Raw genomic sequence first — 13,835 nt, forward strand, 5'->3', positions numbered from 1 at the left:
TCGCGCTCGGCTTCGCTCAGATTCATCTTGTCCATGCACCGTTAGATCAGTGCAATTTCAATGGTTCAACTGACTAGTGGCGCCCGGCTCTCGCGGGACTCGTCGTTGCGAAGGGTTATCGAAGCGGTATGCGCATGTCTCCTCGAAGCGGAACCGGTCCTGACCGGGATGGATCAGCGCGTGGGCGATGGTGATCTAGGCATCAGCATGTCGCGCGCGGCGCGCAGCATTCTCAACGAGATAGATACCTATCCCTCGGAGAAAACGCCGGGGCCCGTGCTGCGGACCATGTCCGCCACCATAAGAAGAGTGGTTGGGGGCACATCGGGACCGCTCTACGCAGTCATGCTGTTGCGCGCGGCCGTAGTTATCGAACAGTCTGGCGAGTCCACCGCGAAGGATTGGTCGGCAGCGTTCACTGCGGCTGTTGATGGCGTGATGGCGCTGGGTGGCGCGCATCCCGGCGACCGGACCATGGTCGATGCGCTGCATCCAGCTGCCGTCGCACTGCAAGCCGCGCTCGCGAAATCAGGCGGTATCGATACGGACCAGGCGTTAAAAGCAGCCGTCGATGCAGCGACATCAGGCGCCACGCAAACGGCGTCGATGACCCCTCGGCTCGGGCGTTCCAGTTACGTGGGTGATCGTGCGTTAGGCTTTGCCGATCCCGGTGCGCATGCGGTCGGACTGTGGCTTGCCGCGATCCGCAACGCGCTGAACACTCAAGCTTGAGCAACTAAAAAGGAGACGAAAAAAATGGATCTGAATCTGCGCGGTAAGGTTGTCGTATTGACGGGCGCGAGCGTGGGCATCGGGCTCGCGGTAGCAGAAGCGTTCGCTGCGGAAGGCGCGAACCTGCTGCTCGCGGCGCGACAGGAAGAGCGGCTGACGGAAGCTGCTTCGCGTATCGCGCGGGAGTTCGGCGTGTCAGCGGTACCGGTTGCCTGCGACGTTGCCACCGTCGCGGGCGTCGACAAGATCGTCGCCGCTGCAAGCACGAATTTCGGCGGTGCCGACATCCTCTTCAACAACGCCGGCACGGGCAGCAACGAAACCATCATGGACGCGCCCGACGAGAAGTGGCAGTCCTATTGGGACCTTCATGTCATGGCCGCCGTGCGCCTCGCGCGTGGTCTCGTACCGTTGATGAAAGCGCGCGGCGGCGGCGCGATCCTGAACAACGCGTCGATCTGTGCGACGCAGCCGCTCGGCTACGAGCCCATCTATAACGTGACGAAAGCCGCGTTGATGATGCTGTCGAAGAATCTGGCGAACGAGCTAATCAAGGACAACATCCGCGTCAACACGATCAATCCGGGGCTTGTGCTGACACCCGACTGGATCAAGACGGCCAAGGAACTGACACGCGATTCGGGCGGCGACTGGGAAGCGCATCTGCAACATGTCGCCGACGAACACGCGCCCATCCGCCGCTTCGCCACGCCCGCCGAGTTGGCAAGCTTTATTGTCTTCCTGTGCTCGGAGCGGGCGAGCTATAGCGTGGGATCAACCTATTTCGTCGATGGCGGGATGCTGAAGACCGTGTGACGCGTGCTCATGCGCTCAATTGTTTTTACGGCTTACCGGCAAGTCGTTTGACCGCCGGATCTCGCGAATGAGCGGATGTTTGCACGCAAAGCTTTGGATAACTCCTGCATAACCCAGTGAAGCCCTGTGGGCGAAACCTTGATAACTCGGGTGCTGTGCATAAAGCGCCAGAAGTTATCCTTCGGCCAGCTGCCGGCTCCACACTTGGTACGCAAGTTACCTGTTCGCTAGAGCGTTGATCCAAAGCAGGATTGACCGCTTATCCACAGAAACGGTCGATGCTTGTTAACTATTACTATGTATACATATCAATCCATTAAAAACCATAAGGCATGGATGCCCACAGCGGATTGATGCTGCCTTCTTTATAAGCGCTGGGTCCGAATGCGATGACCGGCAGCCGGCGCGTCATCTCCTGACAACACGCTGAACCTCAGTAGTTAACATATGTTGTAATTTATTATGTTATGGCAACATATGGTTATCGGTGCTGCGAAGCGCTAACGATAACCAACGGAAAGACTGAGGAATGTCATGAACCGGACCACATTGTTCGCAGCCGCCGTGATGGCTGCTGTGTCCACGGGCGTCTTCGCACAGGAGGCTCAAACGACCTTGGCCAAGATCCAGGCATCCAATACGATTGCAATCGGGCATCGGGAGACGTCGGTCCCCTTTTCCTATATCGATGCAAACAATGAGGTCATCGGTTTCTCGCAAGATATCTGCAACAAGGTGATTGATGCGGTGAAGGCGAAGATCAGGAAACCTGATCTCAAGGTGCGGTTTATCCCGGTCACGTCGCAGAATCGGATTGCGTTGGTGCAAAACGGCACAGTCGATCTGGAATGCGGAGTCACGACGAACCTCAAAGCTCGTCAGGCTCAGGTCACGTTTTCCGACACGTTCTTTGTGGCGACGACTCGCCTGCTGACCCGAAAGGATTCGGGCATCAAGGACTTCCCCGACCTCGCCGGCAAGACCGTCGTCACGAATCAGGGCACCACGTCCGAGCGAATTCTCCGCAAGATGAACGAGGAGAAGAAGATGAACATGCAGATCATCAGCGCGAAGGACTATGGCGAAGGTCGTCTGACGCTGGAAACGGGCCGCGCAGTTGCATACATGATGGACGACGTGCTTCTGGCTGGAACGCGCTCGCTGACCGCCAATCCCTCCGACTATGTGCTCGTCGGCACGCCACAGTCTTCGGAAGCCTATGGCTTCATGCTGAGAAAAGACGATCCGGAGTTCAAGAAGCTGGTGGACGACACCATGAGTGAAATCATGAAGGGACCGGAGATCAAGACCACGTACGCCAAATGGTTCATGAAGCCGGTGCCGCCGAAGAACATCAGCTTTGATTTCCCGATGAGCGATTCCCTTCAAAAGCTGTACGCCAATCCGAACGACACCGCTTTCGAGTGAATACTCGCACCGCGTTAAAGAGCCACCTTCTTTCAGGAAGGTGGCTTTTTATCTGGAGCGCGTTATTCGGGGAACGGGAGTGTGGTCTGCCCTTCGGCGCGCATGCCGAACGTGTTCAGGGTCATGGCGACCAACGCGTAGTAACCGAGCAATCCGACCAGGTTGATGACAACCACGTGCCCGAAGCTTTTGACCGCTGCGTCGAACGTCTGGTCGGAGACTCGCCTGGTTTCGTATAGCTCGGTGGCGAATTCATAGATGAGCGCGTCGTCCGCGCTGTCGAATGCAGGACGCTCGCCTCGTTGAACGGCGTCGGCAACCGCCCTCGGAACGCCTGCATCCAACGCGATGGGATAGTGGATGAACCACTCCCCTTGCGATTGCCAACGCGCGGCCGTAACGAGAATAGCCAGTTCCGACAAGCGCAGTGACAAACCCGTCTTGTATCGACAAAACGCGCCCAGCCGTTGAGCATGGTCGGCCAGTTCCGGGCTATGAATCCATCCCAGGAACGGGCCGTTCAGGTTGCCGCGCGGGCCGCTCAAGATACTTTGAAGAACGGCCTTCTGCTCATCGGTAGCGTTGGCAATATCGAAATTCGGAAGGCGATGGGTCATGGGTTCTCCAGGGTTTGATTGTTGCTTAGCGAGCGCCTGCCGCACCGATTGCGGTCAATGCCCCGTCTATGGCGTCGGTCAGGCGCGCGCCGATTGTGTCGATCTGTCCGGCCGTGGCAATGAACGGGGGCGCCAGCAGCACATGGTCACCCGCGACGCCGTCTACCGTACCGCCCATCGGATAGACCATCAGGCCGCGCTTCATTGCTTCACTCTTGATCACCGCGTGTAACTTCTTGCTTGCGTCGAATGGTCTCTTCGATACCCGGTCCTGCACCAGTTCGACGCCGATAAACAAGCCCCGGCCACGCACGTCGCCGATAAACGGATGACTCGCATAATGCGCGCGAAGCAATCCGCGAAGCTGCTCGCCTCTTGCCTGCACGTTGTCCAGCAGCTTCTCGTCCGCGATAACCCGCTGGACTTCCAGCGCTGCAGCACAAGCCGTCGCGTGGCCGATGTAGGTGTGCCCATGCTGGAAGAAACCCGAGCCGTTGACAATGGTGTTGTAGATCTCGTCACTGACGAGCGTCGCTCCAATCGCCTGGTAACCGGCCCCCAGACCCTTCGCGATGGTCAGAAGGTCTGGAGCCACACCGTCCTCTGCGCAGGCGTACAGGTGGCCGGTACGCCCCATCCCGGACATGATTTCGTCCAGGATCAGCAATACGCCGTACTTGTTGCACACCGCGCGAATTTTCTTGAAATATTCGCGCACCGGCGGCACTGCGCCTGCAGTTGCCCCTACGACCGTTTCGGCGACGAAAGCCGCGACCGTGTCGCCGCCGAGCGCCAGGATTTTCGACTCGAGTTCGTCGGCCAGGCGTTGGGCGAAAGCTTCCTCGGTTTCATCGGCGCGCTGTTCGCGATACGCGTAGCACGGGCTCACATGATGGGCTTCAATGAGGATGGGAAGAAACGGCTCACGGCGCCACGCGTTTCCGCCAATGGCGAGCGCGCCGAGTGTATTGCCGTGATAACTCTGGCGGCGGGCGATGAAATGACGCCGCTGCCCCTGCCCCTTTTCGACGAAGTACTGCCGGGCAAGTTTGAGGGCAGCTTCTATGGCTTCGGAGCCGCCGGAGGTGAAGTACACGTGGTCCAGGCCGGCGGGAGCGTCCGCGACCAGACGGTCGGACAACTCCTCCGCGACGGCCGTCGTGAAAAACGATGTGTGAGCGTAGGGAAGCTGCTGGGCCTGCCGCTTGATGGCATCGATAACGCGTTGATTGCTGTGGCCCAGGCACGAAACCGCGGCACCGCCCGACGCGTCGATGTAGCGCTTACCTTCCGAGTCGACGATTTCGATTCCATCGCCGGCAACTGCAACAGGAAGTTTGGCTCGCGGGGCGCGATGAAAAACGGTTGTCATTCTGACCTCGACGTTGCTGACGATGCCCGGGCGCTCGTCACTTGGAGAATAAAGGTTCTGAGCACGCGTTCGCCTTGATTGACGACACCCTCCTCCGGCATGGAGGTCAGCTGGCGACAACTCAAGCGCTCAGTAACATGCGATGCTTCATTCTGCATCGTTACAACATATGTTGTCAACGCGGATATTGCCCGGCTTTGAAACGAGGCTTACGACGAGTAAGCGCCCTTCGCGTGGAGCGCGGATTCGGCTTCTTCCAGCAATTCGACGGCCGATCGCCCTTCGAGCGCAAGCAGATGGGCAACCAGCGACTCTGCTATTGCAGACGCGGCGACAAGCGACGGAAAGAAGGATGGGCTTTCGTGCGAAAAGATCAGGACATGGTCGGCGTTGAGGGCGAGGGGGGACACGGCGCTGTCGGTGATGGCGACGAGCTTGCAGCCCTGCTCCTTCGCTGCTTGCGCGACGCGCACGGCTTCGGCTGAATACGGGGCGAAGCTTGTTACCACGGCTGCGTGTCCTTTGGCCATGCCGCGTAGCTGCATTTCCAGCGTGCCGGCCTCGCCGTTGACCAGGCTCGCGGACGACCGGAATAGCCGATAACCATAGACCAGGGCGAACGCGACCGGATAACACGAGCGGAATCCCGCCACGTGGACATGCGGCGCCTTTCGCAGCATCTTCGCGACCTCGACAATCTTGGTGCCGTTCTGCGCGAACGTGACTTCGAGGTTGTGGCTTTGCGCGATAGCGAGTTCCTGGACTAATGATTCGCCTGAGCCGCCTTTGACTAGAGCGCGGGCTTTGGACGTTAGCGCTTCCGGTCGGGTACGGACGCGCGCGACGAATATCTCCCGCAGCTCGTTCCAGCCAGGGAAGCCCAGTTGCTGCGATAGCCGGACGAGGGCTGCGGGTTGGACGTTGGCTCGCTCAGCGACTTTCCGCATTGAAAGAACCGCGACCTCGTCGGGGAAATTCAGCAGGAAACCCGCGCCCGCCTGGAATTGCGGGCTGAGTTCGGGAAACTTCGCACGTATCGATGAAACCAGGTCTTCGAAATTGGACGACACGAAACAAGCCTCGTTAGGTTGACAACATTTGTAGTTTAACGAGGTTGTTGCGTCGACGGACTGTTGTCGTTGGCTGGAGGTCAGCAAATGCTGATAACTCTCGTTTCTCGGGAGGTGTCTCGTCGTGATCAGAAAATTCGAACACCCCTTCCTAAATCAGAGGGCATGTTCTGTGTGCCTCCAAACGTTCCCCATCAAATAATCATGGCAAATTGCGACAGGCGGTCAAGCGGGTTAGGGATAAATTGAAACAATAGTAGAAGTGATCTCCCTCCGTCAGGTTTGCAGGACATCTGCCTGTATGTGGGACCGGCCGACGCTTCCTGGGTTTGTTTTAAGAAATATAAAAAATAGAGAGCCGAGAGAATATGAAGATCAAGAGCAAATGGGGTAATGACGTTCGCGCAGGAAAAATCGTTTCAGTCGTGGATGGCAAGAGGATTTTCATCCATCTACGGTCTGCGTTTGAGACGCACTCCTTGAGCGATATTGCAGGCCGCCGAGGCCAAAGATTGCATACTGTTTCGATCGATAACGTTCAAAAAGCAGCAGATCAAATGAGTGAGCCATTTTTCCACGTGAAACCAGACGACGTTGTAGTCCTGCTTTGTGCAAGCGACGAGACTCGTACGGCAGCCTTGGCCGTGCTCGGTTTGGGTGAGGGCTGAGCAGACGAAGAGGTGCGAAAGCAAATTTCACTCTTTTTCAGGCCGTATCGGCTTCTGCTTCCGGCCATAGACGCGGGAACAGATATCGGAACGACTTGATTGACAACGCCAGTTCGATGGGACCTTTTGGCGTTCTCGAACGAACGATGCCCAGCTTGAAAAGATCCGCCAGCACACGATCCGCGGTTCGGCTTGCAAGCCCCATCATGGCTTTGAACCGGGCTCTGTCTATCGACTTGATTGTTGCCAGATAGGCGAGCGGTTGCGCCGCTTCAGTTCTCAGGAAGCGGGTGTCGCTCCTGGTCGCTTCGGCCGCCAGCATTTGGGCTAACCTCGCCTCGAATGCGGGTATTTGGAGCATACCTTCCATAAAGCCGATCTGATCGAGACAGAGGTTCATGCAGAAAGCGATAAATTCCACCAAACCGCTTTCACTCAAGACACCTCGCCCGTCGTAGTCGCCTTTGCGGCGTCGATCGGCAGCTATCAAATGCTCATAGTAAGCATCGTGGTCCCGAGCGAAACCGCGCATTGGCGACCATAGTCCTTGCGTCAGCCCTAACGCCGAAAGTCCGGTATGCGTATGCAGTCGCGCGGTACGTCCATTCCCGTCGAGAAACGGGTGAATCCACGCGAGCCGGTGGTGGGCTGCCATCAACGCGATAACTGCGGTTTCACCAGCCCGTGCATAGCGATAGCCGCGATGCCACTCCTCCATAAAGTCCGATAACGTCGCCGGGTCAGGAGGGATATGGGAGCCGACCTTGACACCTCTATTCCGCCATAAGCCCGGAGTGATTCTCTCCTCTTTGCCGTCATCGTCAATCTGAAGAAGATCTTCCGGCGACAACTGGTCATGCAGATGCCGATGAATGGCTTGAGGTACGGAAGCTTCGAAAAACACATTGGAGTCGAACGTGGGGAAGGTCTCTTCGCCCCAACGCTCGGTGACAATATGGGCGACCGCTATGCGTTGCTTGCGCGCTTCCGCGGGCTTGTTGGAAAAATCCTCTTGTAACGCACGCTCGATCAGCAGCGGTTCGGTATGTTGACCCTCTATCTTGTTCGTATAGTAGGAGTTCATTGGCCGTAGCGCCTCGCGGAGCAGATCACGCAGATGCGGCATGCCGTGAGCCGCAAGATCCTTGGCCCGCCCAATCACATCGGCGGCCAGCGGACGCAGGCTGTCCAGCTTCGGCTCTGAAGGCAGCAGCGGATGCATCTGGTGAACCGTGTGATACGGATATTTGGACTTGGCGGTGGTCATGGCGGCTAATTTGGCGGATCTTCGTTACGCGGATAATCTCATAAAATCCTTTATTTTACATATAGATATGAAAGGCATGGCGAGTCTTTTGGCGAATCATCTGGCGTGTATATCCGGGTGACGGACAGCGGAAGCATTCGTCACCTGGCACGGTGGGTGGCAAGCATGGGTTTCCCCCACATCCACCCGTCGTCTCCATCATTAATGCAGCAAGCCGAACACCGCAACGCCGTTCGTCGCCCCTACGTAGACCTTTCCCTCAGCGATCATCGGCGTGATGAATTTGTTGCCCGCGCCGAACTGGTCTCGCGTGCCAGCCTGATTGCTGTTGTACAACTCGTGCGCGAGATTGGCGGCGTCGTATGCATGAAGCGCGCCGACCGTGCCGTTTTCTGCCGCCCACACAATGCCGTTACTCGCGCCGTTCGCCGAGATGGCCGGTGTGGCGCCGGGGTAAGGAAATACCAGCGCGCTCTGCGAAGACGGTGTGGTGGCGAGTAGTGCATTGGTGATAGGCAGCGCCTTGAGCGTATCGGTCTGCCCTCCGTAATAGACGACGTGGTTGAAGTACGCCGGCGAACCCCAGATACCGCCGGCCAGAACACCGATCAGTTCTTGCCAGATGTTGTTGGACGTAGGACTGAACTTGCCCATATTGTCGCGATCGACGACGTAGATATTGGTGTCCTTGCCCGCTCCGAGAGCCAGGTGCTTGACCGTGCCGTTCGCCGTGGTCTGATCGGGCAGCAGCATCGCACCGCCCGAGCCGAAATCGCCATCCACATCGGATTCGGCCACCGTGTTGTACATGGCGAAGTAGTCGGTTACGACCGGCGTCGGGATGGCGGAGAGCTTGACGAACGTGTCGCCGAAATCGCCCGCGGCTGGAAATCCCTGCGCGTTGAGCGTCGTGTCGAAGGTGCCGTTGCCGTCGACGAAATAGATCGATGTCCCGTCCGACGCCATGCCCGAACCCGCCATCCAGATCGATCCCTTGCTGCCGTTCGGAGTAACGGGAAGCGCGCCGGTTTGCTTCAACGTATCCGCGCTATAAGACATCATCCAGCCGATGTAGTTGCCCGACATGCAGTGGGCGGTCCAGCCCATGTAAATGGAGCCGTTGACCAGCGTCAACGCGGAGCGCACGGTGTGCAGGGCGGGCGTGAAGGTAAGGATGCCGTTCGAACCTTCCGCACCGCTGCCCGGATAGTTCGCTGCGATTTCGGTCGGGCCGCCGAACAATTCGGCTCCTGTCGCAAGATCGATCGCGTGCAGGCGGTGATGAACGTTTCCGCTGGCGTCCGAGGTCATGGCGACGGCATACAGCGCGCCATTCGGGCCGCGCGAGCGGTCGATCACCGGCGTCGACGTGATACCAATTTCGGGCGTAATGTCCGTGCAACCGGGGTCCGGACTCGGTGTTTCGCCGGTAGGCGCCAGCGATATTTGCCACAACGCGGCACCGCTGCCGGCGTCGTAGGCGTAGATGCTGTCGTGCTCCGTCACAACATAGACGACGTTATGTACGGCTCCGCCCATTGTGAGATTCGTCACGAATAACGGCTGCCCGTCAACCTTGCCATCGGCCGGCAGAAAGCGCAGCAGCCCGAACGTCGACGAATTGACATTGGCCAGCGTAAGAGTCGTTTCCGCCAGCATCTGGCCGGTTCGAGCGAGGTCGTTGTGGTGCATCAGCACGTCTGTTGCGTAGCTTGGCACAGCGGTTGGCGTCGAGCCGCCAGTCGTTCCGGCAGGCGTGGTCGTGCCCGGCGTGGGGGGCGTAGCGGTCGGTGTGGTCGTGGACGGAGTAGGCGTCGTAGCAGGGGCAGTGGGGGCTGGCGTGGGCGTTGTGCTGGCAGGCGTGGTCGTGGACGGGGCCGACGCTGCAGACGGGCTTTCGGTCGTACCACTGGCTCCGCCCGCACTGGCGGTGGTGGTCGGGCTGTTGCTCGAACCGCCGCACGACCCGAGGCACACAGCCATCAGTAATCCTGTGCAAATTTTGAACAGATTACACCAGGAGGCCAGGCGAAAAGCGAATTTGAATTGCAGAGATTTCATGGCGGTTCTCCCGCGGCCGACAAGCGGCCCACCACAGGTCTACCCGGAACGTGCAAGCGCGGAACGTGCAAGCGCGAATCGCTCGCTGCAGCCCAGGGTAACAATCCGGCTTACAGCGTCCTGCATCAGCAAGAAGAGCGCCTGAGGAAGGGAACGTTTTCCTCACGCTCTTGCATCAAGGAGTTTTGGACTGAGTCGCTGACGCAGTGGTGATCACGGGGCGTGATGTCAGATGAATACCGAGCCCGAACAGGCCTGAACTTGCGAGGTCAAATATATGAACAATAGGGTCGAACAGGAACGTCGACCGATTCCCACCGATCGGGGCGTTTGCGACTGACTCACGAACGAATAACGGAAACTGGCGCGGCAATTTATCGGTAACTTTTGAATATTGTCACTTCCGCGCGCTCAACTCGCCCCCTCACTCCACCGTCACGCTCTTCGCCAAATTCCTGGGCTTATCCACATCCGTCCCTCTGGCACAAGCCGTGTGATAAGCCAGCAACTGCAGCGGCACGACGTGAAGAATGGGCGATAGCAATCCATAATGCTCAGGCATCCGAATCACATGAATACCGTCCTCGCTGACAATCCGGGTATCGGAATCAGCGAAGACATAAAGCTCGCCCCCTCGCGCCCTGACCTCTTGCATATTCGACTTCAGCTTCTCCAGCAGCGTGTCATTAGGCGCCACCGTCACGACCGGCATAGCCTCGGTCACCAACGCCAGCGGCCCATGCTTCAACTCCCCGGCCGGATAAGCTTCCGCATGAATATACGAGATCTCCTTAAGCTTCAACGCGCCTTCAAGCGCGATCGGATAATGCAGTCCACGCCCGAGAAACAGTGCATTCTCCTTGCGTGAAAACTCTTCCGACCAGGCGATAATCTGCGGCTCCAGCGCCAGCACGCTATTCAGCGCCGCAGGCAAATGCCGCAACCGCGTCAGATAATCGACCTCCTGCTTTTCGCTAACATGCCCGCGCAACGTCCCGAGCGTGACGGCCAGCACAAACATCCCGACCAGCTGCGTCGTAAATGCCTTGGTCGAAGCCACGCCAATCTCGGTCCCCGCATGCGTCAGAAACGCGAGCTTTGTCAGCCGGACCATCGCGCTGGAAGCTACATTGCAAACCGCCAGCGTGTGTTTATGCCCCAGCGCCTGCGCATGCTTCAACGCGGCCAATGTATCCGCCGTCTCGCCCGATTGCGAAATCACCACCACCAAAGCCCGTGGATTCGGCACCGATTCGCGATACCTATACTCACTCGCAATCTCAACTTGCGTGGGAATCTTCGCAACCGATTCAAGCCAGTACTTCGCCGTCATGCCCGCATACGAACTCGTACCGCACGCCAGGATAAGCACGCTGTCGATATCGGCGAAAACTTCTGCCGCGTCCGCCCCGAACAACTCGGCGGAGAATCGATCGGTTTGAGGAATCGTGTCGGTGATCGCGCGCGGCTGCTCGAAGATTTCCTTCTGCATGAAATGCCGATACGGCCCAAGCTCAACCGCCCCGCCATACGCCGCGACCACACGCACTTCGCGCTCCACGGGCATTCCTTCGCGATCGACAATCTTCACGCCGTCCAGCGTGATCTCGACCACATCGCCTTCATCGAGGAACGCAAAACGATCTGTGCTGCCGGCAAGCGCGAGCGCATCGGAGGCGAGGAAGTTCTCGCCATTGCCCACGCCCACCACCAGCGGCGAACCCTGCCGCGCGCCGACAACCGTATGCGGCTGATCCTTGTGGATCACGGCAATGGCGTACGCGCCATGCAATTCCTTCACGGCGTCGCGCACGGTCTGGAACAGATCGCCGCGATACTTGCTGTGGATCAAATGCGCGATGATTTCGGTATCGGTCTGCGAGACAAACTCGTAGCCCTGGCCCTTCAGCATGGTCCGCAAGGTCTCGTAGTTCTCGATGATCCCGTTATGCACCAGCGCCAGTTCGTTACGCGAGAAGATAGGATGCGCGTTGTCGGTGACGGGCGCGCCGTGGGTCGCCCAGCGCGTGTGCGCGATGCCGGTTGCGCCTTCCAGATGCGTATCGCGGACCTGATCGGCGAGATCGGCCACGCGCGCCACGCTGCGCGCGCGCTTCGGTTCGCCATCGACAATCACGGCTACGCCGCAGGAGTCATAGCCGCGATATTCCAGCCGTCGCAGACCTTCGACCAGCACCGATACGATGTTACGTTGCGCAACCGCGCCGACAATTCCGCACATGGCGTCGTCCTTTACAGATTGTTTTTGAATCGCTCGAAAACGCCGGGCGCTCGCCGCCAGGGCGCGCGCTCAAGCACAAGAGCCATGTCTATTATTCAAGCTTTCTTTTTGGTCGGACGTACGTAACCGCTCTTACTGACCTGAGTTTTTTCGTTCAGCACGAGCTGGTCTGCCGCGACGTCCTTCCAGACGGTCGTGCCGGCCGCGATGGAAGCACCACGCCCCACGCGCACCGGCGCAACCAGTTGCGTGTCCGAGCCGACGAACACGTCGTCCTCGATCACCGTGCGGAATTTGTTCGCACCGTCGTAATTACACGTAATCGTACCCGCCCCGATATTCACTCGCGCCCCAATATCCGAGTCGCCGATATAGCTCAAGTGGTTCGCCTTCGACCCACGCCCGAACACCGCGTTTTTCACTTCGACGAAATTGCCCACGTGTGCTTCGTCACCGAGCACAGCGCCCGGACGCAAGCGCGCATACGGTCCCAGCACGACATTCGCGCCGGTCGTGCCGCCCTCGATGTGCGTGAACGCATCAATCCGGGTGCCCGCACCAATAGTGGCATTGCGAATCACGCAATTCGGGCCGACGCTCACGTTATCGGCCAGCGTGACATCGCCTTCGAAGACGCAATTCACGTCGATAGACACATCGCGTCCACACGTCAGCGAGCCGCGCACATCAATACGCGCGGGGTCCAGCAGCGTGACACCGGCAACCAGCAATGCCTCGGCGACATTGCCCTGATGAATCCGCTCGAGCTCGGCGAGTTGCTGCTTACTGTTCACACCAAGCGTTTCCCACTCTTCTTCAGGCTGCGACGTGACGACTTCAATGCCGGCTTCGAGCGCACATTCGACGACATCGGTGAGATAAAACTCGCCCTGCACATTGTCGTTTTTAAGCGATGCGAGCCATTCACCAAGCTGCGCCGTCGGCGTAATGATGATGCCGGTATTGATCTCGGCGATCTTGAGTTGATCAGCGTTGGCGTCCTTCTGTTCGACAATGCGCTGCACCGCGCCCATTGGGTCACGGACGATGCGGCCATACCCGGTCGGATCGTCAAGCATGACCGTCAGGACGCCGTAGCGGCCGCCGGAAGCTGCATCGGCCAGGCTTTGCAGCGTGCTGACACGGGTAAGCGGCACGTCGCCGTAAAGAATGAGCGTAGGCACGGAAATGTCGAGCAGCGGCAGCGCTTGCTGAACCGCATGGCCGGTGCCCAGTTGCTGCTCCTGCACGGCAAACTGGACATCGGAGGCGCCGACTGCTTTCTGAACCAGTTCCGCTCCATGTCCGACCACGACGACAAGCCGTGTGGGCTTGAGCGCACGCGCAACGTCGAGCACATGGGAGAGTAGCGGCCGGCCAGCCAGGGGATGAAGGACTTTCGGCAAGGCGGAACGCATGCGCTTGCCCGTGCCTGCCGCCAAAATAACAATGTTCATGGCGTCAGCTTCGTTGAAGTGTTAGGAGCCGCCAATATAGCATGGGCGGATGGGCGGAAAAACCGGGTGCGGCCTTGCTGAGCAACGGTCCTGCGGGGTTCTTGC

11 protein-coding genes are annotated in these 13,835 nt (G+C 58.7%); 4 read left to right on the plus strand and 7 right to left on the minus strand.

Translation table 11 applies throughout. The features are described 5' to 3' along the window. Window positions 1-60: 60 nt before the first annotated feature. From dhaL to AWB69_RS10420, 3 genes are all read left to right on the plus strand, one after another. Complete coding sequence (gene dhaL, locus AWB69_RS10410; protein ID WP_082913346.1) at window positions 61-732, plus strand: dihydroxyacetone kinase subunit DhaL; 672 nt, start codon at window positions 61-63, stop codon at window positions 730-732. Window positions 733-756: 24 nt separating this feature from the next. Continuing rightward, on the plus strand, window positions 757-1,548 hold the full coding sequence (locus tag AWB69_RS10415) for an SDR family NAD(P)-dependent oxidoreductase (RefSeq protein ID WP_062084824.1): 792 nt from the start codon (window positions 757-759) through the stop codon (window positions 1,546-1,548). A 534-nt stretch (window positions 1,549-2,082) separates the two neighbouring features. Continuing rightward, window positions 2,083-2,976, plus strand: a complete 894-nt coding sequence (locus tag AWB69_RS10420; protein WP_062084825.1) for a glutamate/aspartate ABC transporter substrate-binding protein — start codon at window positions 2,083-2,085, stop codon at window positions 2,974-2,976. Between the two features lie 62 nt (window positions 2,977-3,038). Here the strand turns inward: AWB69_RS10420 and AWB69_RS10425 are convergent, their stop codons facing one another. From AWB69_RS10425 to AWB69_RS10435, 3 genes are all read right to left on the minus strand, one after another. Further along, on the minus strand, window positions 3,039-3,593 hold the full coding sequence (locus AWB69_RS10425) for a carboxymuconolactone decarboxylase family protein (RefSeq protein ID WP_062084826.1): 555 nt from the start codon (window positions 3,591-3,593) through the stop codon (window positions 3,039-3,041). Between the two features lie 25 nt (window positions 3,594-3,618). Continuing rightward, window positions 3,619-4,965: an aspartate aminotransferase family protein gene (locus AWB69_RS10430; protein WP_062084827.1), complete on the minus strand. Its 1,347-nt coding sequence runs from the start codon at window positions 4,963-4,965 to the stop codon at window positions 3,619-3,621. A gap of 209 nt (window positions 4,966-5,174) precedes the next feature. Further along, entirely contained in the window at window positions 5,175-6,035 is an 861-nt protein-coding gene (locus AWB69_RS10435) for a MurR/RpiR family transcriptional regulator (RefSeq protein WP_062084828.1), read from the minus strand. 368 nt (window positions 6,036-6,403) lie between these two features. On the opposite strand from AWB69_RS10435, the gene AWB69_RS10440 reads away from it, so the two are divergent. Then, window positions 6,404-6,703 (plus strand): hypothetical protein, encoded by a 300-nt coding sequence (locus AWB69_RS10440; RefSeq protein WP_062084829.1) that lies wholly within the window; start codon window positions 6,404-6,406, stop codon window positions 6,701-6,703. 37 nt (window positions 6,704-6,740) lie between these two features. Here the strand turns inward: AWB69_RS10440 and AWB69_RS10445 are convergent, their stop codons facing one another. The 4 genes from AWB69_RS10445 to glmU all read right to left on the minus strand — a co-directional run bounded on the left by AWB69_RS10445 (window position 6,741) and on the right by glmU (window position 13,730). After that, window positions 6,741-7,970, minus strand: a complete 1,230-nt coding sequence (locus AWB69_RS10445) for a Fic family protein (RefSeq protein ID WP_062084830.1) — start codon at window positions 7,968-7,970, stop codon at window positions 6,741-6,743. Window positions 7,971-8,171: 201 nt separating this feature from the next. Further along, the gene (locus AWB69_RS10450; protein ID WP_063977783.1) at window positions 8,172-9,953 is read right to left on the minus strand and encodes a PQQ-binding-like beta-propeller repeat protein; all 1,782 of its coding nucleotides are present in this window, start codon (window positions 9,951-9,953) and stop codon (window positions 8,172-8,174) included. Window positions 9,954-10,455: 502 nt separating this feature from the next. Further along, complete coding sequence (gene glmS, locus AWB69_RS10455; RefSeq protein WP_062084832.1) at window positions 10,456-12,273, minus strand: glutamine--fructose-6-phosphate transaminase (isomerizing); 1,818 nt, start codon at window positions 12,271-12,273, stop codon at window positions 10,456-10,458. A gap of 95 nt (window positions 12,274-12,368) precedes the next feature. Further along, the gene (gene glmU, locus AWB69_RS10460) at window positions 12,369-13,730 is read right to left on the minus strand and encodes a bifunctional UDP-N-acetylglucosamine diphosphorylase/glucosamine-1-phosphate N-acetyltransferase GlmU (RefSeq protein WP_062084833.1); all 1,362 of its coding nucleotides are present in this window, start codon (window positions 13,728-13,730) and stop codon (window positions 12,369-12,371) included. Window positions 13,731-13,835: the final 105 nt, after the last annotated feature.

Origin of the sequence: Caballeronia udeis, assembly GCF_001544555.2 — a bacterium.
Classification (GTDB): domain Bacteria; phylum Pseudomonadota; class Gammaproteobacteria; order Burkholderiales; family Burkholderiaceae; genus Caballeronia; species Caballeronia udeis.